The following is a 23,209-nucleotide window of genomic DNA, read 5'->3' on the forward strand; positions in this document are numbered from 1 at the left end:
TGATGTCGGCTGACTTGACGCTATCGCGAGCAGGCTCACTCCTACAGGGTTGTGTGGATGACAGGGGATCAGTGTGCCCGATCCAACCCGGCCAACAGGGCCTCGTCGCGGCTGTAGATATCCGGCGCATAACGTATCTGCCCATCCTTGCCGACCTGTGCCGTCCAGTAAGTCATCAGGATCGGTACCGGTGCCGACAGGCGGAATTCGTGGGTGCTGCCGGTGGCGAGCAAGGTGTCGGTGCGCGTGCGTTCCGCCGGGGTCAGCAGCAGGTCACGCAGTTGCATCGGGTGCTCGACCCGCACACAGCCGGAGCTGAATGCGCGCGGCCCCTTGTCAAAGAGCGCCTTGCTCGGTGTGTCGTGCAGGTACACCGCGAACGGGTTGGGGAAGCGGATCACCAGTTGCCCCAGCGGATTTCGCGGCCCGGCGTCCTGGCGCAGCATGATGTTGCCGGGATTGTCCCAGTCGATATCCGCTGCGGCCAACGGCTGACCATGGGCGTCGAGCACTTGCAGGTTCTGGCGGCTGAGAAAGGTCTGATCCTTGCGGATCGCCGGCAGTTTGTCTTCCTTCCAGATGGTCGGCGGCACGGTCCAGGTCGGGTTCAGGGTCAGGCGCGTGACCCGGGATTTGAGCAGCGGGGTCTGCCGTTCGGCACGCCCGACCTGGGTGCGGGTCTGCCAGACTGGCACTCCCCCCTCATACAGCGTCAGCTCGGCGGCAGCGACGTTGACCAGCAAGCCGTTGGGCTCCATGTCCTGGGCCAGCCAGCGAAAGCGTTCGAGGTTGACCCGCAATTGTTCACGGCGCGTCAGCGGAGTGATGTTGAGTTCGGCAATCGTCCCCGGCCCGACTACGCCGTCAGCCTGCAGCGAATGGTTGGCCTGGAAGCTCTTCACCGCCTCTACCAGTACACCGTCATAGGCATTGCCGGGCGTACCGATGGCGTGGGTCAGATAGCCTTCGCTGTACAACCGTCGGGCCAGTTCCGGAACGCGCTTGTCTTCCATCGCCGGACGCAACAACGGGCCGTTGCCCACCGACTGCCAGTGCGGCAAGGCTTGCAGCCGTTGACTGGCGTAGAGATGGCGCAGGCTTTGGTATTGCGCCAGATGCGGACGGGCCAGATCGAAAGCGGCCTTGATGTCATGCAGGCCGGGTACGGCGATGGCGAGTAATTCGGCCTGCCGATCACGCGGGGCCTCATCGGCATGCCACAGCGGCTCGAAATGTGACTGCAGCAGACGACCGTAATGCAGGTCCTGCAGTGCTTGCAGGTAAGAACGACTGATGTCGATATCGGCACACAATTCGCCATCCTGCGGCGGGTTGGCCGCTACCGGATAGCGCTTTGGATCGAGCCCATCATCGGCCAACAGCTGCAACTGTGCGCGCAAGACCGGCAAACGCCCTGTCTCGCTGGCCCACACCGGCAGCCAGTCCTGCTGCTGGTAGAACGCTTGCAGTTGCGACAGCGCCGGGCCGTTCAGATGCGCGGCAATCGCCGGGCACGCCTGCGGCAAACCGATCAGCACCGCTTGCAGCGGACTCTGCGGCTCAACCGGCATTGGCGCCGGTGGCGTCGGCAGGGTCTGCAACGGCGGCAGCGGCTCCTCGGCACAAGCGACAAACGGCGCAGCGAGCAAACAAATGCTCAAGTAGCATGCGTACTTTTTGAACAACTGCTTTACTCCAATCCGTGGCCGCCTCAATGACGGTCAACCTTACATCAGGTGCGCTGAACAGTCAGGCCCGAATCAGGGGTCTGTGGGTATGACTGGGAGTCAGGAGCCAAAGTGCCAAATAAGTAGCAAGTGAGGACACTTTATAAATGTTGACGTTTTTGCGCCGACTTCTGCTGACCACTGCGACTCTCGTCGTCGTGAGCAGCCCAGCTTTCGCCGCCGGCAAGCCATCGCCGGTTCTCTTGACCAGCCTCGCGCACGCCGCGCCGGAACTCAATCCCCAGGCGCTGAAAGGTGCCTTGAACGCCATGCAATGTGCGATCAACAACGGCGCGAAACCTTCCCGCCACCTGGCGATCATCGACTATTCGCAGCCCTCCACCGCCCGCCGGCTGTGGATCTTCGATTTGAGCAGACAGAAGCTGGTGCTGCGTGACCTGGTCGCCCACGGGTCCAATTCCGGGGAAAACTTCGCTACCCAGTTCTCCAACCGCGAAGGCAGTTACCAGTCCAGCCTCGGCCTGTTCCGCACACAGGAAAGCTACAAGGGCACCCACGGTTATTCGCTGCGTATGGACGGTCTGGAGCCGGGTTTCAATGACATGGCTCGCGACCGCGCCATCGTGATCCACGCCGCCGACTACGTGAACCCGTTATGGAGTAAACGTCAGGGCCGCATCGGTCGCAGTCAGGGTTGCCCGGCGGTACGCCCGCAAGTGGCAAGACAGGTGATCGACAAACTCAAGGACGGCCAGTTCATGTTCTCCTGGTACCCGGACCAGCACTGGCTGAAGTCTTCGCCGTACCTCAACTGCCAGCCACAGCAGGTGGCGAGTATTTTGAGTACCCACGCCAGTTGACGATAAGGGCCATGATCATCAGCGCCGCTGCAACACCAAACGTGCTGTGCAAGCCGCTGCCGATCACCTCGGCCGGGGCTTGCGTCGGGTCTCCCGTGGCCAGCGCAAACACCGCCCCCATGACTGCCGCGCCGGTGATCAAGCCCAGATTGCGCGACAGCCCGAGCAAGGCTGAGACCACGCCGCGCTGATCCTGACTGACCGTCGCCATCAACCCGGTATTGTTCGCAGCCTGGAACAACGCGTAACTGCTGGCGATCAGCGCCATCGGCAGCAGATACGCCGGCAGACCGAAACTCATCGGCAACAGCGCCAACAAACTGCAACCACCAACCATCCCGAGCAACGCCCCCGGCACCACCCGCCGCGCGCCGAAGCGATCCACCAGACGCCCGGCCGGCACCCCGCCGCACGCCGCCAGCAGCGGCCCGACGGACAACGCCAGACCGACCACGGTGCTGCCCAGTCCCAGTCCACGGCTCAGGTAAAACGGCCCGACCACCAGCGTGGTCATCATCACCGTCGTCACCAGCAACGTCAGCGCGAGGCTGCTGCCCAGTCGCGAGTCGGCGAACAACGACAGACGAATCAGCGGCGCCTTGGCTTTCATTTCGACCGCGATAAACAGGCCTGCGCCGCACAGGCTGAGCAGCAGCAATATCAGGGTGAAACCTTCCAGTGTCATCGCCAGCGCGTAGACCGCCAGCGTCAAAACCAACACCGCAGTGCCGAGATAATCAAACGCCACCCTCGACCGCGTCGGCCGATCCGCCGGCAGATAGCGATAAACCAGCCACGCATTGAGCAAGCCCAATGGCACGTTGAGGACAAAGATCGACGGCCAGCCGACATGCGCGATCAGCAGGCCACCCAACGACGGCCCGAGGCTGGTGCCGGTGGCCGACATGGTTGCCAGCAAACCCATCGCACTGCCCGCCCGCGCCTTGGGCACCGCATCCGCCACCAACGCCACGGTCAAGGCAAACATGATCGCTGCGCCAAGGCCCTGCACCGCCCGTGCGCCGATCAACCAGCCCAGCCCCGGCGCCAACGCGCAGCACAACGAAGCGCTGGTGAAAATGCCGATGCCGATCAGCAGCAGTCGTCGCCGCCCGAACACATCGCCCAGGCGCCCGACACTGACGATCAATGTGGTGACCGCCAGCAGGTACGCCAGCACGATCCACTGCACCTGTTGAAACGTCGCATCGAACGCTGCCGCCAGAGTCGGTAATCCGGCGTTGGCGATGCTGGTGTCCAGCGACGGCATCAACATCGACAGCGCCAGACTGGTCAGCGCCCAGCGGGTTTGAGTGTTCAAGGGAGTTCGGGGCATCGGGCGCTCCAACTGGTGATCGGACGGCATAGCCTGAGTCTCGACAAGGCAAGGCGCAAGACGCATGCTTTGCACTTGATACCTGCATGGAACGTCATGTCATGAGCGCCCCGGATCTGAACCTGTTGATCACCCTCGACGTGTTGTTGCGCGAAGGCAGCGTCGCGCGTGCCGCGCACATTCTGCGGTTGAGCCCGTCAGCGATGAGCCGCGCCCTGGCCCGATTGCGCGAGACCACCGGCGATCCGCTGCTGGTGCGCGCCGGCCGAGGCCTCGTGCCGACCCCACGGGCGCTGGAGTTGCGTGAGCGGGTCAGCCGCCTGGTGCAGGAAGCCGAGGCGGTGTTGCGCCCCGCCGAAGTGCTCGACCCCGGCCAGTTGCAACGCACCTTCACCTTGCGCAACACCGACGGTTTTGTCGAAACCTTTGCCGCCGCGCTGCTCGCGCGCATTGCTGAAGAGGCCCCCGGCGTGCGCCTGCGCTTTGTGCAAAAAGCCGACAAGGACAGCACACCGCTGCGCGAAGGCCGGGTCGATCTGGAGACCGGTGTGGTCGACGACAGCACTGACCCGGCGCTGCACAGCCGCATCCTGTTTGAGGATCAGTGGATCGGTGTGGTGCGCGAAGGCCATCCATTGAGTTCGGGCAAGATCAGCAGCAAACGCTTTGCCGGCGGCCAGCACATTCTCATCTCACGACGCGGGCGCAGCAGCGGCCCGGTCGACGAAGCGCTGCTCGCCGCAGGACTGACGCGGGACATCGTCACTTCATTCGGCGGCTTTTCGGCGGCGCTGACGCTGGTCCGCGAATCGGACCTGATCGCCACCGTCCCGGAGCGTCACACCAGCAAGCTGCGCATGGGCCTGCACAGTTTTGCCCTGCCCTTCAGGATGCCGCCGATCAGCGTGTCGATGCTCTGGCACCCGCGCATGGACGCCGACCCGGCGCACCGCTGGCTGCGCAATTGTGTACGGGAAGTCTGCGTCTAGCGCGCATCGCCACCGGCCGGTTTATAGAAGAGGAATTTGCCGACTTCGGCGGTCTTTTTGTATTCCTTGGCCCAGCCGGGATGCACGTTGCGATCATGAAAGTACAGCGCACCATGGGTGCGATCCGGCAGTTGGCGGTTGAGCGCCTTGCCGGCGATATCCTTGGCCAGGGTGTATTCAGCGTCTTCCTTGACCTGATCCGCCTTGCCATCGCACCACCAGGAAAACTGGCAACTCTTGGTTTCCGAACCTTGTTTGACCACTTCGCACACAGTGCCTGGAAAGCCATCGTGCCCCAGGCGGTTCATCACCACATTGGCCACCGCCTCCATTTCCGGGGTGTCGCGACCCTTGGCTTCCCAGTAGATACTGCGTGCCAGGCAGGTGATCGGATCGTCCAGCGGCGCGGTACCGGCGGGGTCCACGGCTTGTACTTCAGTGGGGGTGATCGCTTCGGATTTGGGTGCCGGTGCGGCGCTGACTTTATCAGCGGCTTTTTCTTCCAGCACCTGGGCTTTCTCTTCGGCCTTGGCCTTGATCGGGGTCTGATCGGTGGCGTTCACAACGCCGGCCATAAGGGTTAATGCGAAACAGCCAGCCAACCATTTCAATCCCATGTCAGTTCTTCCGGCAGCGCCCGTTCCGGGCAAGGTGTTTCGTGGGGGAGACGCCCGGTTCCCGGGGCCTTCGGAGAGTGTAGACGGCAAATACCGCAGTAACGTTCCGCAGAAAAATCCGCTCGGTAAAGAAAAAGACATTGCATTCCCCCGGGCCATTTCGCGCATCATGAGCGCACTCAGCTCAAGGGAGATTTCCATGCGCTTCATGCCATCCGTCTTGCGTTTTGCCACGCTGTCCGTGGGCCTGGTCGTGGCCGCCTCGGCCATGGCTGCCGACGAGTCGCAACTGATCGAGTCGATCAACAACTATCGCAGTCAGCCGCAGCGCTGCGGCAGCCAGGCGTCCAACGAGTTGCCACCGCTGTCGGCCGACCCACGGCTGAGACTGCCGGCCAGCGGTGCGGTCGATCTGCAACAGGCCATGGCCAGCGCCAGTTACCCGATGGTCAATGTGCAGGCGATTACGCTCAACGGCCCACGGGATGCGGCATCGGCGATGAAGGCGATTGAGGAAAGTTTCTGTCAGGTGGTGCTGGACCCGCAGTTCGTCGATGTCGGGGTCAGCCGCGCCGATCGCGACTGGCGAATCGTGCTGGCGCGACCGTTGCTCTCGGCGAAGCTCGGTGATGCGCAGGCTGAAGGCCAGAAGTTACTCGAGCAGGTCAACGTGGCCCGCGCCCAGCCACGCCAATGCGGCGGGCAAGCCTTTGCTGCCGCCGGGCCATTGGCCTGGAACGCGAGCCTGGGCACAATCTCCCAGGATCACAGCCGCGACATGGCCAACAACAACTACTTCGACCACAAGGACCGCGACGGCCGCACCCCGGGCGACCGCGCCGAACTGGCCGGCTACAGCGGGCAACTGGTCGGCGAAAACATCGCTGCCGGCCAAGACACCGTGCGCAAGGTCGTCGACGGCTGGCTCGCCAGCCCCGGCCACTGCGCCAACCTGATGAACCCGCAATACAAAGAACTCGGCGCCGCCTACGCGACCGATCCAAAGAGCAGCGCCGGGATTTACTGGACGGCGATGTTTGGTGCGCAATAGCCCCCTTCAGAAAACACCGAAGATCCAATGTGGGAGTGGGCTTGCTCACGAAGAGGCCGGCACATTCAGCATCAATGTCGACTGACCTGACGCCTTCGCGAGCAAGCCCGCTCCCACAGGGATCGCATTTATTCTGAAGTAATGCGGTGTATGCACATCCTAAGTTCAAACCCAGATCGCATCCCATAACGGATAGTCACCGAGTTTTTTTACCAGTCCGGCCCGCAGTGGATTAGCCACTACATAGCGGGCCAGTTTCACCAGGTCCTCCTCTCGACGTAATGCATGATCATGAAAACCGTGTTGCCAAAGGCTCCCGGTTCTACCGGCTGCTGTGTTCACTGAACGAGTACTCAGGGATTTGACCTGGCACATCAATTGTCCAAGTGTTCCCTTTTGCAACTGGATCAGCCAATGAAAATGATCCGGCATGACCACCCATGCCAATGTCTCGGCAAACCCCTCCTCCTGCGCCTGCCTGAACTGATGCACAACCAACCGGCCGAGGCTGTAATCCGTGAACACCGGCTCACGCCCCAAGGTATTGGCGGTTAGTAGGTAGATCTGATTTTCTTCGCAATGACGGCCGGTTCGCAGGCGATGTGATGAGTAACGTTCGGGCATTCCTTTGCCTTGTCCATGGTTGAATTCAGAAAAAGGCTAGATCAGCCATCACAGTGCGCCGAACATGTTTGTTGGCAGGATGTGTCTGCGCACCGCATCAACTGTGGGAGTGGGCTTGCTCACGAAGAGGCCGGCACATTCAGCATCAATGTCGACTGACCTGACGCCTTCGCGAGCAAGCCCGCTCCCACGGGAGATCGTCGGTGATGAAGGATTTGCGGCTGGCCGCGATCAAGGGTGGGAGTGGGCTTGCTCACGAAGGGGTCGGCACATTCAGCATCAATGTCGACTGACCTGACGCCTTCGCGAGCAAGCCCGCTCCCACTGGGGATCGTCGGTGAATGAAGGATTTGCGGCTGGCCGCGATCAAGGGTGGGAGTGGGCTTGCTCACGAAGGGGCCGGCGCATTCAGCATCAATGTCGGCTGACCTGACGCCTTCGCGAGCAAGCCCGCTCCCACAGGGCATCGTCGGTGAATGAAGGATTTGCGGCTGGCCGCTATCAATTGTGGGAGTGGGCTTGCTCACGAAGGGGCCGGCGCATTCAGCATCAATGTTGGCTGACCCGGCGCCTTCGCGAGCAAGCCCGCTCCCACGGGGGATCGTCGGTGAATGAAAGGTTTGCGGCTGGACGCGATCAAGGGTGGGAGTGGGCTTGCTCACGAAGGGGTCAGCACATTCAGCATCAATATCGACTGACCTGACGCCTTCGCGAGCAAGCCCGCTCCCACTGGGGATCGTCGGTGAATGAAGGATTTGCGGCTGGCCGCTATCAAGTGTGGGAGTGGGCTTGCTCACGAAGGGGACGGCAAATTCAGCATCAATGTCGACTGACCTGACGCTTTCGCGAGCAAGCCCGCTCCCACAGGGGATCATCGGTGAATGAAGGATTTGCGGCTGGCCGCGATCAAGGGTGGGAGTGGGTGTGCTCACAAAGGGGCCGGCACATTCAGCATCAATATCGACTGACCTGACGCCTTCGCGAGCAAGCCCGCTCCCACAGGGAATCGTCGGTGAATGAAGGATTTGCGGCTGGCCGCGATCAAGGGTGGGAGTGGGCTTGCTCACGAAGAGGCCGGCACATTCAGCATCAATGTCGACTGACCTGACGCCTTCGCGAGCAAGCCCGCTCCCACTGGGGGCATCAGTGATGTTCAGAATTGCGGGCACAAAAAACCGGAGCCATGGCTCCGGTTTTTCAGGGTCAGTGGGTTCTCATTCCCGCTGCATACATTGCCAGTTTCAGCAGACTCGCCACCACGGCGAGTGACGCTACACTGCCCAGCCAAATCAGCAACAACCAGCCCAGGCGCTTGTACCAGCGGCTGGATCTGACCTCACGCGAATCAATGGTAGCCATCGCCAATCCTCACTTTGCCGCGGAATACGTAGTAGCTCCAGAAGGTGTACATCAGGATCACCGGCAGGATGAACAGTGCGCCGATCAGGGCGAACAACTGGCTCGATGGCGGTGACGCCGCGGCCCACAGGCTCACCGACGGCGGGATGATGTTCGGCCAGATGCTCAGCGCCAGGCCGATGTAGCCGAGCAGCATCAGCACCAGAGTGAATACGAACGGCCAGTGGGTGTGACGCTGACGCAAGGTGCGCAGCAGTCCGAACAATGCCAGCAGTGCCAACCCCACCAACCCGGCGAACACCATCAAGTGCCCATGACTGGACCAGCGCGTGGCCAGTTCCGGGTGCAACTGCAGGGTCCAGACGCCAATCACCACCACCATCGCCAGCAGCAACCACGCCAATGGCCGAGTGAACAGACGCATCCGCGACTCGAGCATGCCTTCGGTCTTGACCAGCAACCAGGTACTGCCCAGCAGCGCATAAGCCACCACCAGACCGACACCGCACACCAGCGGGAACGGCGTCAGCCAGTCCAGGCCGCCACCGGCAAACTGCCGATCCACCACGGGAATGCCCGACACGTACGCGCCGATCACCACCCCCTGGGAGAACGTCGCCAATAGCGAACCACCGATGAACGCCTTGTCCCACCAGTGACGCTTTTGCGGCGACGACTTGAAGCGAAACTCGAACGCCACACCACGGAAAATCAGCCCGCAGAGCATCAGGATCAGCGGCAGGTACAACGCCTCCAGAATCACTCCGTAGGCCAGTGGAAACGCGCCGTACAACGCCGCACCACCGAGCACCAGCCAGGTTTCGTTGCCGTCCCACACCGGGGCGACGGTGTTCATCATCACGTCGCGCTCCTGCTCATCCGGGATCAGCGGAAACAGGATCCCCAAGCCCAGATCGAAGCCGTCCATGATCACGTACATCATCACCCCGAAGGCGATGATCACACCCCAGATCAACGAGAGATCGATACCTTGAATACCCATGACTCAATGCTCCTTCATCGGGGCGGTAGCCGCCGAAATGGGTCGGCGCGGAGTCTGCAAATGATCGCCCTCCGGTGGATGTTCGTGATGTGGCTGCGGGCCTTTGCGCACCAGTTTCATCATGTAGCCGATGCCCACGCTGAACACCGAGCAGTAGATCACCACGAACAGCAGCAGCGAGGTGCTCATCTGCGCCACCGAGTGGTGCGACGCGGCATCATGGGTGCGCATCAAGCCGTAAACCACCCACGGCTGACGCCCGACTTCGGTGGTGATCCAGCCAGCCAGCAACGCGATCAACCCGCTAGGTCCCATCAGCAACACCAGACGCTGAAAACCACGATGCTGATAGAGCTTGCCGCCACGGCGCAGCGCCAGCCCCAGCAGACCGACGAGGATCATCAACATGCCCAGCCCGGCCATGACACGGAAGCTCCAGAAGATGACGGTCGAGTTCGGCCGGTCCTCTTTCGGGAAGCTCTTGAGCGCCGGGATCTGTTTGTCGAGGCTGTGGGTCAGGATCAGGCTGCCTAGGTACGGGATTTCCAGCGCATATTTGGTCTTCTCCGCCTGCATGTCGGGGATGCCGAACAGCACCAGCGGCGTCGGGCCGCTGTCGGCGTTTTCCCAGTGGCCTTCGATGGCGGCGATTTTCGCCGGTTGATGTTCCAGGGTGTTCAAGCCATGGGCGTCACCGACCACGGCCTGAATTGGCACCACGATCAGTGCCATCCACAACGCCATGGAAAACATCTTGCGCACCGGCGCGGTGTTGTTGCCGCGCAGCAAATGCCAGGCCGCCGACGCACCGACGAAGAACGACGTCGCGACAAACGCGGCAATCGCCATGTGCGCCAGACGGAACGGGAACGACGGGTTGAACACGATCGCCAGCCAGTCCAGCGGCATCACCCGCCCGTCGACGATTTCGAAACCCTGCGGGGTCTGCATCCAGCTGTTGGAAGCGAGAATCCAGAACGTTGAAATCAGCGTGCCGATGGCGACCATCACCGTGGCAAAGAAGTGCAAGCCACGGCCGACGCGGTTCCAGCCGAACAGCATGACCCCGAGGAAACCGGCCTCAAGGAAAAATGCGGTCAGCACCTCATAGGTCAGCAACGGCCCGGTGATGCTCCCGGCAAAGTCCGAAAACCCGCTCCAGTTGGTGCCGAACTGGTACGCCATGACCAGCCCCGAGACCACGCCCATGCCGAAGTTGACGGCAAAGATCTTCGACCAGAAATGGTAGAGATCACGGTAGTTGTCGTTACGGGTTTTCAGCCACAGGCCTTCGAGTACCGCAAGGAAACTCGCCAGGCCGATGGTGATCGCCGGGAAGATAATGTGGAACGAAACCGTGAACGCGAATTGAATTCGCGCCAGGTCCAGTGCCTCCATGTTGAGCATGATGATGTCCTCATCCAGGCTGAAAAGCGGCAGCACGAACCCGGGCCACCGCCAGGCGCGAACGCCTGCAGCCAGTCAAATTGCCAGTGTTTTTATCGGTAGCGGGTTACGCCACCGATGACGGGATCAGGTTGCTGACCTTGGCCGCTTCGAGGCGAATCGCGACGAATTTCGAGGTCGGCGTGTAGGTCCGGTCGCCGTAGCTTTCCAGCGGCACCAGCGGATTGGTTTCCGGGTAGTACGCCGCGGCCTGACCGGGCGGAATGTCGTAGGCGATCAGGGTGAACCCGCTGACCCGACGCTCGCGCTCGTCATCCCACAGCGCCACCAGATCGACCTTCTGCCCCGGTTCGAAACCGAGTCGCTGGATGTCCTGTTCGTTGGCGAAGATCACGTCGCGCATGCCGTAAACCCCGCGATAACGATCGTCGAGGCCGTACAGCGTGGTGTTGTACTGATCGTGGGAACGCATGGTCTGCAGGATCAGATCCGGTTTGACCGCCAGGTTGCGCACGCCTTTGCTGATCAGGTGTTCCGGCAGCACGCACGGGGTGAACTGGGCTTTGCCGGACTCGGTGTTCCAGACGCGGTCCGAGGCATCGTTGCCGAGGTGGAAACCACCCGGGATCAACAGTTTCTCGTTGAAGTTCTCGAAGCCCGGAATCACGTCGGCGATCAGGTTGCGGATGCGCCCGTAGTCGCCCACCGCCCACTCCCAGTCGATCGGGTGTTTGCCCAATGTCGCGGCGGCGATTCCGGCAATGATCGCCGGCTCGGATTTCAAATGCGCCGACTTCGGTTTCAACTGACCGAACGACAAATGCACCATGCTGAAGGTGTCCTCCACCGTCACGCCTTGCGGGCCTTCGGCCTGGATGTCGATGTCGGTACGGCCGAGGCACGGCAGGATCAACGCGTCGCGACCGGTGACCAGATGGCTGCGGTTGAGCTTGGTCGAGATGTGCACGGTCAGGTCGAGTTTGCGCATCGCTTCGTGGGTGCGCGGGGTGTCCGGCGTGGCTTGGGCGAAGTTGCCGCCCAGACCGATAAACACCTTGGCTTCGCCACGTTCCATGGCACCGATCGCCATCACGGTGTTGTGCCCGTGCATGCGCGGCACTTTGAAGTTGAAGCGTTTTTCCAGCGCATCCATCAGTTCCTTCGGCGCCAGTTCATTGATGCCCATGGTGCGGTCGCCCTGCACGTTACTGTGACCGCGCACCGGCGACAGACCGGCGCCCGGACGGCCAACGTTGCCGCGCAACAGTTGCAGGTTGATGACCTCCTGCAGGGTCGGCACCGAGTGCACATGTTGGGTCAGGCCCATGGCCCAGCACATGATCACGCTCTTTGCGCGGCCATACATGCGCGCGGCCAGTTCGATGTCGTGCAACGGCACGCCGGACTGCTCGAGGATGTGCTCCCAAGTCGTGGCGTCGACTTCTGCCAGGTAGCTGTCCAGACCCGAAGTGTGTTCGGCAATAAAGGCGTGATCGAACACCGGCTCGCCGCCCGAGGCCTGGGCTTCACGCTCCCACTGCAGGAGGAATTTGACCATGCCGCGGATCATCGCCATGTCGCCACCCAGCGCCGGGCGGAAGTACGCGGTGTTGGTCGCTTCCCAGCCGTTGCTGAGCATCTCGAGCGGGTTCTGCGGGTTCTGGAAACGTTCCAGCCCACGCTCTTTCAGCGGGTTGATGCAGACCACTTGCGCGCCACGTTTCACCGCTTCGCGCAGCGGTTCGAGCATGCGCGGGTGGTTGGTGCCGGGGTTCTGGCCGATGACGAAAATCGCGTCGGCGTGATGCAAATCCTCGTAGACCACGGTGCCCTTACCGACGCCCAGCGTCTCGCCCATGCTCACCGCACTGGCTTCGTGGCACATGTTCGAGCAGTCCGGGAAGTTGTTGGTGCCGTAGGCACGGACGAACAACTGATAGAGAAACGCCGCTTCGTTGCTGGCCCGGCCCGAGGTGTAGAACTCGGCCTCGTGCGGCGATTTCAGGCCCTTGAGGTGTTCGGCGATCAGCGCGAACGCGTCTTCCCAACTGATTTCCACGTAGCGGTCGACCCGCGCGTCGTAGCGCATCGGGTGGGTCAGACGCCCCTGATATTCCAGCCAGTAGTCGCTCTGTTCGGCCAGGCTCGACACCGTGTACTTGTTGAAGAACGCCGGGTCGACCAAACGCCCGGTCGCCTCCCAGTTCACCGCTTTGGCGCCGTTCTCGCAGAACTTGAGCATGCTCGCACCGGGCGCTTCACCCCAGGCGCAGCCCGGGCAGTCGAAGCCGCCGTTCTGGTTGGTTTTGAGCATGGCGCGGATGTTTTTCAGGGCGTTTTCACTGCCCAGCCAGCTCTTGGTCAGGCTGATCACAGCGCCCCAACCGGCAGCGGCACCCTTGTAAGGTTTGTAACGGTCGACTTGTGACATGGGACATCTCCATGACGATGCACACAGGCGTGAACCTGATCTCGGTTAAATATCCGACCGTCTTTCAACAGTAAAAAGCGGTCGTTTCATTTGCCGGGGCAAGGATATGAACCGATACAAAATATTGTCTAATCGCTATTTATGACCACATTATCGAAACCCTCTATCACGCTTAAAAACCCTTTATTTACCGGGCCTTGCGAAACTAAAGCGGCAACTTTCAAGAAAAAACAATTGATCATCGACGCGCTCAATCAAGCGTTCATAAACAGTGATTGGACGTCCTGTGAAGTTGCCCATAACCTGCGTCAACCTGGTCCGTTAATGCGGACTTCTCACTCCTGCGAGGCTGTCATGTCAGAGCGTGTCTTGATCGATGGTTACAACCGCCGCGTCGACTATCTGCGCATGTCGGTCACCGACCGCTGCGACTTCCGCTGCGTGTATTGCATGGCCGAGGACATGCAGTTTCTACCACGCCAGCAAGTGCTGACGCTGGAGGAGATCTATCAACTGGCGCAGAGCTTCGTGGCGTTGGGCACGCGCAAGATTCGCCTGACCGGCGGCGAGCCGCTGATCCGTCCGGGTGTGGTCAAACTGTGCGAGCAGATCGCCGCCCTGCCCGGCCTGCGCGAGCTGTGCCTGACCACCAATGGCTCGCAGCTGGGCAAACTCGCCGCGCCGCTGTTCGACGCCGGGGTCAAGCGCCTGAACATCAGCCTCGACAGCCTCGATCCCGAGCGCTTCAGACAGATGACCCGCACCGGTGATCTGGCGCAGGTGATCAGCGGCATCGATGCGGCGCGCAAGGCCGGATTCACCCGCACTAAACTCAACGTGGTGGTGATGCAGGGGCGCAACGATCAGGAGATCAACGATCTGGTGAGCTTCGCCATCGACCGCCAGCTCGACGTCTCCTTCATCGAGGAAATGCCGCTGGGGGTCATCAGCGAACACAGCCGCGCGGAGTCGTTTTTCTCCAGCGCCCAGGTGCGCGCGAAGATCGCCGAGCGCTACACCCTGATCGACTCCGCCGAGTCGACCCAGGGCCCGTCGCGCTACTGGCGGCTGGCCGAAGCGCCGGACATTCGTCTGGGTTTCATCTCGCCGCACAGCCACAATTTTTGCGGCACCTGCAACCGGGTGCGGCTGACCGTCGAAGGGCGCCTGCTACTGTGTCTGGGTAACGAGCATGCGGTGGATCTGAAAGCCGTGCTGCGCGCTCATCCGGGGCAACCGCAGCGGCTGGAGAAAGCCATTATCGAGGCAATGAAACTCAAGCCGTACCGACACAATTTCGAAGTGAACGACGACGTGCAGGTCGTGCGCTTCATGAACATGACCGGCGGTTGAAACCGCCCTCACCCTGCGTAATCGGGATCGCCCAGCATGATCATCAGACCCAAGGTCAACCAATTCGCCATCCTCTTCACCCTCAAGGGTTCGATTGCCAAACGTATCGCCCTGCGCACCTTGATGGTCACCCTGCTGGCCTCGGCCATCGTCCTGATTGAAATCCTCCACCCGAGCAACTTCACCAAGGTCAACGCCACGCCGTTCACCTTGCTCGGGCTGTCGCTGTCGATCTTCATGAATTTTCGCAACAACGCCTGCTATGACCGCTGGTATGAAGCGCGCAAGGCCTGGGGCGATGTGCTGGTGCACATTCGTTCGGTGATTCGCGAAACCCATGTCATCCGTGAGTCGGTACAACGCAAGCCGTTGCTGCTCAACCTCTGCGGTTTTGCCCACTCGCTGAATGCACGATTGCGCCGGGAAAGCGAAGCGGCGGCCAGCCGTGCGTGGATCACCCCGCAACACGATCCGCAGGTGCCGGACTACAGCGGGCGGATTCTGCAGCAGGTCGGCCAGCAGTGTTCCGACCTGCATCAAAGCGGTGAACTGAGCGAGTGGCGCTACATGCTGCTGGCCAATCACCTGACCAGCCTGACCCAGGCGCAAGCGGTGTGCGAGCGGATCAAGAACACCCCGCTGCCCTTCCCCTACACCTTGTTGCTGCACCGCACGATCTACCTGTTCTGTATCCTGCTGCCCTTCGCCATGGCCGAACCGCTGGGCTGGCTGACCCCATTGTTCACGGCGATCGTGAGCTACACGTTCTTTGGTCTGGATGCGATTGCCGATGAACTGGAAGACCCGTTCGGCCGCGATGAAAACGACCTGGCGACCGACTCGCTGGTACGCACCATCGAGCGCGACATCCTCTCCGAGCTGGGGGAGACAGACCTGCCACCGATGCTGCTGCCGGTGGACTATGTCCTGAGCTGAGCTCGTTCCCTCTGTAGGAGTGAGCCTGCTCGCGATAGCGGTCGACCAGTCAGTGAAGATGTTGACTGTGCCGCCGTCATCGCGAGCAGGCTCACTCCTACAGGTTTGAGGTACACCCGCAGAATGGATGAACATCACACATCCAAATGTGGGAGCGAGCCTGCTCGCGAAGAGTGCCTGTCAGTCAACATTGATGTTGTATGACACGCCGCCTTCGCGAGCAGGCTCGCTCCCACAGTTCTGATTTGTGTCGGGGTCAGAACAGTTCACTGAAGGGAATGAAGCGCAGCTCATCCCCGATGTTGTGAGTACTGTTTTCCGGCACTTCCACCAACCCGTCAGCCCAGGTCGCACCGAGCAAAACGCCGGAACTCTGGTTCGGATACAACACCGCACGCCCCGTTTCCAGCCGCACCCGCAGATACTCTCGACGGCTGCCAGCTTTACTCCATTCAAATCCGGCATTCACCGTAAAGCTCAACGGCATGACCTCTTCCACGCCCTGAATGCGCAGCAGATACGGCCGCGCCAGCAGGCCGAAGGTCACCAGCGCCGAGGTCGGATTGCCCGGCAGGCCTATCACCGGGACCGTACCGAAATGCCCCACGGTCAGCGGTTTGCCAGGCTTGATCGCGAGTTTCCACAGCAGCGGTTTGCCGTTGTCGCGCAGCACCTGACCAAGGCAATCGGCGTCGCCGGCAGATACGCCACCCGTGGTCAGGATCAGGTCGGCCGCCACTTGCAGTTGCTCAAGTTTGAGCCGCGTCTGTGCCGGACGATCCGGCAGAATCCCGGCGTCGATCACCTCGCAGCCCAGTTCCTTCAGCCAGTGGCCGAGCAACACGCGGTTGCTGTTGTAGATGCTGCCGGGACGCAGCGGCAGGCCCGGCTCGACCAGTTCGTCACCGGTCGACAGCAGCGCCACACGCGGGCGACGCACCACGTGCAACTGCGCCAGCCCCTGCCCGGCGGCGACCGCCAGTTCGAACGGCCCGAGGCGTTTGCCGGCGCGCAGCAGGATGTCGCCGACGCGATTTTCCTGACCTTGCGCGCGAATGTTCTGCCCCGCTTTCAGCGCCTGCAGGAAGCGCACGCGACCGTCTTCGAGCACTTCGACGTTTTCCTGCATTTCGACGCAAGTGGCGCCGGGTGGCAGCGGTGCGCCGGTAAAGATCCGCGCGCAGGTACCGGGCAATAGCGCGTCCGGCGCCTGGCCGGCGTAGACCTTTTGCGAGACCTTCAACGGCTGGCGATGCAGATCGGCCAGGTTCAACGCATAACCGTCCATGGCACTGTTCGGCCACGGCGGCAGGTCGAGTGTCGCCACCAGGTCACTGGCCAACACTCGGCCACGCGCCTCGTCGAGCGGCAGTATTTCGCTGTCGGCCAGACGCTGCTCATTGGCCATGCCGAGCAACTGATCGAGGGCGTCCTCGACCGGCATCAACGCTGCCTTGCTCATCCGCGCGGCCCACAGGCGGCTACTGATTTGAGGTGCGGCACGAAGTTGCACGGGCGATGGCGGTTATCCAGTTGTTCGGCGAGGATGCCTTCCCACGCGGTGCGGCAGGCACCGGTCGAACCCGGCAAGCAGCACACCAGCGTGCCGTTGGACAAGCCGGCCAGCGCACGGCTTTGCACGGTGGAGGTGCCGATGTCGAGAATCGAAATGGCGCGGAACAACTCGCCAAACCCATCGATCTGCTTGTCGAGCAGACAGGCCACCGCTTCCGGCGTGCTGTCGCGCCCGGTGAAGCCAGTGCCGCCGGTGATCAGCACCACCTGAATGCTGTCGTCGGCAATCCAGTGGGCGACCTGGGCGCGGATCTTGTACAGGTCATCCTTGAGCAGGTTGCGCTCGCTCAAGGTATGACCGGCCTCCAGCAATCGGCTGACCAGCAATTGGCCGGACGTGTCGCTCGCATAATCGCGAGTATCGCTGACGGTCAGTACGGCAATGTTCAGGGGGACAAACAGGGCATCCGCTTTCGCGCTCATGGGACTCTCCGGCAGTAGTCAATCAGATTGCCGAGCAGCCTAAGTGCCACTTATGAGTACTGTCTAATCACTCTGGCCAACCACATTATCGACCTGCTCTATCGGTTCCGTTGACCTCGGCCAAAGCCTTTGAAACCATGGGCGATAGAGCTGATCGATAGTCTTTTCAATGCTTCCGATTGGACGCAAACACAGGCAAATGAGATCGTCGCACCTCGCGTTTTCCGTGCGCTGCGCGCATCTGCGTCAATACTCCATTCAATTTCTCAACGAGCAGGTGCCTTCGTGGACATCAAACAACTCAAGTTCCTGATCGCACTGGACGAAACCCGACACTTCGGCCAGGCCGCCGCCCGCTGCCACATCACCCAGCCGACCCTGTCGATGCGTCTGCGCAATCTGGAAGACGAGCTGGATCTGGTGCTGGTCAATCGCGGTCAGCGCTTCGAGGGTTTCACTCAGGCCGGCGAGCGGGTGCTGGCCTGGGCGCGCACACTGCTGGCCGCGCATGACGGTCTGTTCGCCGAAGCGGCGGCGTGCCGCGGGCAACTGGTTGGTAGCTTGCGTTTGGGGCTGGTGCCGCTGAGCAACTTCAATCCGGTCAATTATATTCAGGGCTTGTCCGGGACCTATCCGGAGCTGAAATTCAGTCTGTCCTCGGGCAGTTCCGACGAGATCATCGCCGGCCTTGGCAACAATCAACTGGACCTGGGCGTGTGCTACCTCGACCACGTCAACCCGAACTATTTCGATTTTTTCGAGATCGGTGAAACCCGCGTCGGGCTGCTTTACGACAACCGTCACTTCCATTTCGAAGGCTCGGAAATGAGCTGGGAAGACGCCGCCGAACTGCCGTTGGGGATGATCACCACCGGCATGCATTACCGTAAATCCATCGACCTGAGTTTCCGCAGTCGCGGGCTGAATCCGCAGCCGATCATGGAAAGTGATTCGACCTATCAACTGCTGCAGGCGATCCACCAAGGATTCTGCTGCTCGATCATGCCGCTGGACAGCGGGCTGGAAGAGCCGATCGAACACCTGTCGTTCATGCAACTGCCGGATGCCAGCGTGCTGGCGCCGCTGGGGCTGGTGATGCGCAAGACCGAGCCGCGTTCGGCGATTGCCGAGAAGTGCTTTGCCGAGGCGCGAAAGATGTTTGGGGGTGAGGTGCCGGTTGTTTGAGTGACTATCCAGACATTGCTGCTGGACGCCTGGCCGCCTTCGCGAGCAAGCCCGCTCCCACAGGTTGAATGCATTTCAAATGTGGGAGCGGGCTTGCTCGCGAAGAGGCCCGCCCAGCCAACACACATTTCGGACATGACAGCGGTGATCGACCCACCCAATCACCAGATCAGAACAAGCGATTGGACGCACTTTTGACTCCCCCGTAGCCTGAACTCACTTCAGCGCTTCGGGACTTTTCAAGATGCAGTGCCAAGTTGCAACAACCGCCGAACCGGGGGATGCCAATGCCCCCGCACCGCAACCGTCACCGGTGGCCTTTCGCGAATACCTGCAAGACGCCCCGCTCTCGCACGCCGCCCTGGCCGCGGAGATTGCTCTGGCGATCACCTTCAATGGCCTGAGTCAGGCGGTGATGATGGTCTCGCCCGGCAACCTCGAAGACTTCATCCGTGGCTTCGCCCTGAGCAACGCGATCATCGACAGCGTCGACGAGATCTACGATATCCATCTGACGCATTTCGATCAGGCCTGCCAAGCCGACGTGCAGATTTCCAGTCGTGCCTTCTGGGCGCTGAAAGATCATCGTCGGCAGATGACCGGCACCAGCGGTTGCGGCATCTGTGGCGTCGAAGCGCTGGAGCAGGCGCTGCCGCAACTACAGATCCTGCAACCCTGCGCATTGCCGCCGGCCGCGCATTTCGATGGCATCCGCCAGCGTATCGAACAGGCTCAGCCACTGGCCCGCAGCAGCGGCGCCCTGCACGCGGCGCTGTACTTCGATGCCCGCGGTGAGGCGCTGCTGTGCCGCGAAGACATCGGTCGGCACAACGCCCTCGACAAGCTGATCGGCGCGATGCACAGCGCCGAGGTCGATGCGCGTCAGGGCTTTGTGGTGGTCACCAGCCGTTGCAGCCTCGAACTGATCCACAAGGCCGTGCGCGCCCGCCTCGGCACCCTCGTCAGCCTGTCCGCCCCCACCGCATTGACCGTGCGCTGGGCGCTCAAGCATCAGCTGAATCTGATCCACGTTCCGCACCGTAACGCCCCCCGAATCTACAGCCCGATCCAGGAGCTTTCGCCATGAGCAACCCCCTCACCCACCTCGACGATCAGGGTCGCGCCAACATGGTCGATGTCAGCGACAAAGCCGCGACTCGCCGCGAAGCGACGGCGCAAGCCTGGGTGCAGATGCGCCCGGAAACGCTGCAGATGATCCAGGCCAACGGGCACCCCAAAGGCGACGTTTTCGCCGTGGCACGCATCGCCGGAATTCAGGCAGCCAAGCGCACCCACGAACTGATCCCGCTGTGCCACGCGCTGCTGCTCAGCTCGATTCATGTCGAACTCAAGGCCTGCGAGCCGGACCGCGTACAGATCACCAGCACCTGCCGCCTCACCGGCCAGACCGGCGTCGAACTCGAAGCGCTGACCGCCGCCAGCGTCGCCGCATTGACGATCTATGACATGTGCAAAGCGGTGGACCGGGCGATGGTCATCGGCGACATCCGCCTGCTGAGCAAACAGGGCGGACGCTCCGGGCATTTTCAATGGGAGGACGCGCAATGATCCTGATCAACTACTTCGCCAGCTACCGTGATCGCCTCAATCTGGGCGGTGAAAAAATCCCCTTGAGCGACAACCTGACCTGCATCGAAGACGTGCGGCAATTGCTCATGGCCCGCGGCGAGGAATGGCGCGAAGTGCTCGGCGCCGGCAACCTGATGTGCGCGTTGAATCAGGAACTGTGCCAGCCGAGTGCGGCCATTGAGGACTTCGACGAGATCGCGTTTTTCCCACCGGTCACCGGGGGCTGAGCATGACGGTTCGAGTTCAGTACAAAAGTTTCGACGTCGGCCAGTTGACCGCCGACCTGCATGCGCGCAATCCACGGGTCGGCGCGGTGGTGAATTTCATTGGCTATGTGCGCGATCTGAACATTGGCCAGAGCGTGAACGAACTGTTCCTCGAGCACTATCCGGGCATGACCGAAAAAGCCCTCGAAAAGATCGCCGACGAGGCGCGCGAGCGCTGGCCGCTGCTGGGAGTGGAGATTGTGCATCGGGTCGGCGCGCTGGCGGTCAGCGAGCCGATCGTGTTCGTTGGCGTCAGCAGCAAGCACCGGCACATGGCGTTCGAAGCCTGCGCGTTCATCATGGACGTGCTCAAGACCCGCGCGCCGTTCTGGAAGCGTGAGAGCACAGCGCAGGGTTCGCATTGGGTCGAGGCGCGGGAGAGTGACCAGAATGCGGCGCTGCGCTGGAGTCTGGCGCATGCCTGAAGATCAAGAGCCCCTCACCCTAGCCCTCTCCCCGAGGGAGAGGGGACTGATTGGGGGATATTGAAGAAATTCACCGAATTGAAAGATTGGTTCTGAATCCATAATCGACTCGATCTTTCAGGTCGATGGATAACGCCAGACACCTCGGTCGGCCCCCTCTCCCTCTGGGAGAGGGCTGGGGTGAGGGTTGAAAGTCTGATTAGATAGCCACTCCGCCAGGATTAAACTCCGGAGTTTCGTTTGAGCACAGCGCCCAACAACCTGCCCCGCCCCGCTCCCGTCACCCTGCGCCAGGCCTGGCGCTTCTGGCTCAAGCTCGGCTGCATCGGTTTCGGCGGCCCGGCCGGGCAGATCGCGATCATGCATCAGGAACTGGTCGAGCGCCGGCGCTGGATCTCCGAGCGACGGTTCCTGCATGCGCTCAACTACTGCATGTTGCTGCCTGGCCCCGAGGCCCAGCAACTGGCGACCTATATTGGCTGGCTGTTGCATCGCACCTGGGGCGGAGTGATTGCCGGGGCGCTGTTCGTGCTGCCGTCGCTGTTCATCCTGATTGCGCTGTCGTGGCTGTACATCGCGTTCGGTGACGTGCCGGTGGTGGCCGGGATCTTTTACGGAATCAAACCGGCGGTGACTGCGATTGTGCTGCACGCGGCGCATCGCATCGGTTCGCGGGCGCTGAAAAACAGTTGGCTGTGGACAATCGCCGGGGCGTCGTTCGTGGCGATCTTTGCCTTCAACCTGCCGTTCCCGCTGATCGTCCTCAGTGCGGCGTTGCTCGGCTATTTCGGCGGGCGACTGGCGCCGCAACGGTTCGACAATGGCAGCCAGCGCGGCAGTGCCCAATCCTTCGGCCCGGCGTTGATCGATGACGACACGCCAACGCCCGAACATGCCCGATTCAGCCTGCCGAAGTTGTGGCGTCTGCTGTTGGTCGGCGCGGCGCTGTGGTGTTTGCCGATGGCGCTGCTGACCGCGCTGTTCGGCTGGGACGGCACCTTCACGCAAATGGGCTGGTTCTTTACCAAAGCCGCGCTGCTGACCTTTGGCGGCGCTTACGCGGTGTTGCCCTATGTCTATCAGGGCGCAGTCGGGCACTACGGCTGGCTGACGCCAACGCAGATGATCGACGGCCTCGCCCTTGGCGAAAGTACGCCCGGGCCGCTGATCATGGTGGTGGCGTTTGTCGGCTTCATCGGCGGTTACGTGCAACCGGCGTTCGGCGCGGAACATGCGTTCGCCGCTGGCGCACTGGCGGCGACACTGGTGACCTGGTTCACCTTCCTGCCCTCGTTCCTGTTCATCCTCGCCGGCGGGCCGCTGGTGGAATCGACCCACAATGAATTGAAATTCACTGCACCGTTGACCGCTATCACCGCGGCGGTGGTCGGGGTGATTCTGAACCTGGCGTGTTTCTTCGCTTATCACGTGTTCTGGCCCAACGGTTTTGCCGGGCACACGGATCTGTTTTCCATCGGGCTGGCGTTGCTGGCCGCACTGGCGCTGTTCATTTTCAAGCGCGGTGTGATTGCAGTGTTGATCGTTTGCGCCCTCGCCGGGCTGGGCCTTCATCTGCTGCGCTGAGCAGCGGCCAAAGAGGCAGGGGCACAATCATCGGTTTACAGGCCCGCAGATTGCCCCTTACTATCCGGGCACACCGGTCGGCGGGGCCATCCCGCCACCGACGTTTTCCGCCAACGGAAACACGCGTTATGAGTACGTCACCACAACAACCAGAAACGTTGAACGTCTCTCGCTTGCGCGCCCTCTCCCACAGGGGCGGCGTATGAATCGTATCGTCAATCTCCCCATGGCCCTGCGCCGTTCCAAGCTGCGTCACTCCGCACGCCCGCCGGATATCGCCTGCTGATTTCTGTCAGTCAGTAAAGACCCATTGTGGCGAGGGAGCTTGCTCCCGCTGGACTGCGTAGCAGTCCCCTGCCTTTGAATCAAAAAGCGAGAGCCGCTTCGCGCCTCAGCGGGAGCAAGCTCCCTCGCCACAGGTTCTACGTCAAGTCTGACTGATCTCCATTTGATATCCCTGCCGGGACGCCATAGCTGCGTCCGGCCCGATCCTGCGCGCCTGCCCGG

At 61.6% G+C, this 23,209-nt stretch carries 21 protein-coding genes; 11 read left to right on the top strand and 10 right to left on the bottom strand.

Features of this window, described 5'->3' with window-relative positions; genetic code table 11:
- Positions 1–68: 68 nt before the first annotated feature.
- Positions 69–1,685: a L,D-transpeptidase family protein gene (locus tag M0814_RS02505; protein WP_103486543.1), complete on the bottom strand. Its 1,617-nt coding sequence runs from the start codon at positions 1,683–1,685 to the stop codon at positions 69–71.
- Between the two features lie 149 nt (positions 1,686–1,834).
- On the opposite strand from M0814_RS02505, the gene M0814_RS02510 reads away from it, so the two are divergent.
- The gene (locus M0814_RS02510) at positions 1,835–2,548 is read left to right on the top strand and encodes a murein L,D-transpeptidase catalytic domain family protein (RefSeq protein WP_003226055.1); all 714 of its coding nucleotides are present in this window, start codon (positions 1,835–1,837) and stop codon (positions 2,546–2,548) included.
- On the opposite strand, the gene M0814_RS02515 is transcribed toward M0814_RS02510, so the two are convergent.
- The gene (locus tag M0814_RS02515) at positions 2,496–3,884 is read right to left on the bottom strand and encodes an MFS transporter (RefSeq protein ID WP_103486546.1); all 1,389 of its coding nucleotides are present in this window, start codon (positions 3,882–3,884) and stop codon (positions 2,496–2,498) included. The genes M0814_RS02510 and M0814_RS02515 overlap by 53 nt on opposite strands.
- A gap of 101 nt (positions 3,885–3,985) precedes the next feature.
- On the opposite strand from M0814_RS02515, the gene M0814_RS02520 reads away from it, so the two are divergent.
- Complete coding sequence (locus tag M0814_RS02520; protein WP_045122520.1) at positions 3,986–4,873, top strand: LysR family transcriptional regulator; 888 nt, start codon at positions 3,986–3,988, stop codon at positions 4,871–4,873.
- On the opposite strand, the gene M0814_RS02525 is transcribed toward M0814_RS02520, so the two are convergent.
- Positions 4,870–5,490, bottom strand: a complete 621-nt coding sequence (locus M0814_RS02525; RefSeq protein ID WP_103486544.1) for a cell wall hydrolase — start codon at positions 5,488–5,490, stop codon at positions 4,870–4,872. The genes M0814_RS02520 and M0814_RS02525 overlap by 4 nt on opposite strands.
- A 199-nt stretch (positions 5,491–5,689) precedes the next feature.
- Between M0814_RS02525 and M0814_RS02530 the strand changes: the two genes are divergently transcribed.
- Complete coding sequence (locus M0814_RS02530; RefSeq protein ID WP_103486545.1) at positions 5,690–6,541, top strand: CAP domain-containing protein; 852 nt, start codon at positions 5,690–5,692, stop codon at positions 6,539–6,541.
- Between the two features lie 165 nt (positions 6,542–6,706).
- Here M0814_RS02530 and M0814_RS02535 read toward each other — a convergent pair whose 3' ends face one another.
- From M0814_RS02535 to M0814_RS02555, 5 genes are all read right to left on the bottom strand, one after another.
- Positions 6,707–7,165: a transposase gene (locus M0814_RS02535; protein ID WP_103486720.1), complete on the bottom strand. Its 459-nt coding sequence runs from the start codon at positions 7,163–7,165 to the stop codon at positions 6,707–6,709.
- Positions 7,166–8,368: 1,203 nt separating this feature from the next.
- Complete coding sequence (locus M0814_RS02540; RefSeq protein ID WP_103486414.1) at positions 8,369–8,524, bottom strand: DUF2474 domain-containing protein; 156 nt, start codon at positions 8,522–8,524, stop codon at positions 8,369–8,371.
- The gene (gene cydB / locus M0814_RS02545) at positions 8,511–9,527 is read right to left on the bottom strand and encodes a cytochrome d ubiquinol oxidase subunit II (RefSeq protein ID WP_103486413.1); all 1,017 of its coding nucleotides are present in this window, start codon (positions 9,525–9,527) and stop codon (positions 8,511–8,513) included. Before cydB ends, M0814_RS02540 begins: the two co-directional genes overlap by 14 nt.
- A 3-nt stretch (positions 9,528–9,530) precedes the next feature.
- Positions 9,531–10,934, bottom strand: coding sequence for a cytochrome ubiquinol oxidase subunit I (locus M0814_RS02550; protein WP_103486415.1), 1,404 nt, complete (start codon positions 10,932–10,934; stop codon positions 9,531–9,533).
- 106 nt (positions 10,935–11,040) lie between these two features.
- The gene (locus tag M0814_RS02555; protein ID WP_103486412.1) at positions 11,041–13,365 is read right to left on the bottom strand and encodes an FdhF/YdeP family oxidoreductase; all 2,325 of its coding nucleotides are present in this window, start codon (positions 13,363–13,365) and stop codon (positions 11,041–11,043) included.
- Positions 13,366–13,719: 354 nt separating this feature from the next.
- Between M0814_RS02555 and moaA the strand changes: the two genes are divergently transcribed.
- Both moaA and M0814_RS02565 read left to right on the top strand, forming a co-directional pair.
- The gene (gene moaA / locus M0814_RS02560) at positions 13,720–14,718 is read left to right on the top strand and encodes a GTP 3',8-cyclase MoaA (protein WP_103486411.1); all 999 of its coding nucleotides are present in this window, start codon (positions 13,720–13,722) and stop codon (positions 14,716–14,718) included.
- A gap of 36 nt (positions 14,719–14,754) precedes the next feature.
- Positions 14,755–15,654 (top strand): bestrophin family protein, encoded by a 900-nt coding sequence (locus tag M0814_RS02565; protein ID WP_103486410.1) that lies wholly within the window; start codon positions 14,755–14,757, stop codon positions 15,652–15,654.
- A 256-nt stretch (positions 15,655–15,910) separates the two neighbouring features.
- Here the strand turns inward: M0814_RS02565 and glp are convergent, their stop codons facing one another.
- A complete protein-coding gene (gene glp, locus M0814_RS02570; RefSeq protein WP_103486409.1) occupies positions 15,911–17,116 on the bottom strand; it encodes a gephyrin-like molybdotransferase Glp in 1,206 nt (401 codons plus the stop codon).
- Positions 17,113–17,652: a molybdenum cofactor biosynthesis protein B gene (gene moaB / locus M0814_RS02575; RefSeq protein ID WP_027611709.1), complete on the bottom strand. Its 540-nt coding sequence runs from the start codon at positions 17,650–17,652 to the stop codon at positions 17,113–17,115. The genes glp and moaB overlap by 4 nt, the downstream gene beginning before the upstream one ends.
- Positions 17,653–17,937: 285 nt before the next feature.
- On the opposite strand from moaB, the gene M0814_RS02580 reads away from it, so the two are divergent.
- From M0814_RS02580 to chrA, 6 genes are all read left to right on the top strand, one after another.
- Positions 17,938–18,837: a LysR family transcriptional regulator gene (locus M0814_RS02580; protein ID WP_103486408.1), complete on the top strand. Its 900-nt coding sequence runs from the start codon at positions 17,938–17,940 to the stop codon at positions 18,835–18,837.
- A gap of 244 nt (positions 18,838–19,081) precedes the next feature.
- Positions 19,082–19,924: a formate dehydrogenase accessory sulfurtransferase FdhD gene (fdhD, locus tag M0814_RS02585; RefSeq protein ID WP_103486407.1), complete on the top strand. Its 843-nt coding sequence runs from the start codon at positions 19,082–19,084 to the stop codon at positions 19,922–19,924.
- Positions 19,921–20,406, top strand: coding sequence for a cyclic pyranopterin monophosphate synthase MoaC (moaC, locus tag M0814_RS02590; protein ID WP_103486406.1), 486 nt, complete (start codon positions 19,921–19,923; stop codon positions 20,404–20,406). The genes fdhD and moaC overlap by 4 nt, the downstream gene beginning before the upstream one ends.
- Positions 20,403–20,654, top strand: a complete 252-nt coding sequence (locus tag M0814_RS02595; protein WP_003226078.1) for a MoaD/ThiS family protein — start codon at positions 20,403–20,405, stop codon at positions 20,652–20,654. The genes moaC and M0814_RS02595 overlap by 4 nt, the downstream gene beginning before the upstream one ends.
- 2 nt (positions 20,655–20,656) lie before the next feature.
- The gene (moaE, locus tag M0814_RS02600) at positions 20,657–21,118 is read left to right on the top strand and encodes a molybdopterin synthase catalytic subunit MoaE (RefSeq protein WP_103486405.1); all 462 of its coding nucleotides are present in this window, start codon (positions 20,657–20,659) and stop codon (positions 21,116–21,118) included.
- Positions 21,119–21,358: 240 nt separating this feature from the next.
- Positions 21,359–22,702: a chromate efflux transporter gene (gene chrA / locus M0814_RS02605; protein ID WP_103486404.1), complete on the top strand. Its 1,344-nt coding sequence runs from the start codon at positions 21,359–21,361 to the stop codon at positions 22,700–22,702.
- The last annotated feature ends 507 nt before the right edge of the window (positions 22,703–23,209 follow it).

The organism is Pseudomonas sp. MWU12-2020, assembly GCF_023100605.1.
Taxonomy (GTDB): domain Bacteria; phylum Pseudomonadota; class Gammaproteobacteria; order Pseudomonadales; family Pseudomonadaceae; genus Aquipseudomonas; species Aquipseudomonas fluorescens_H.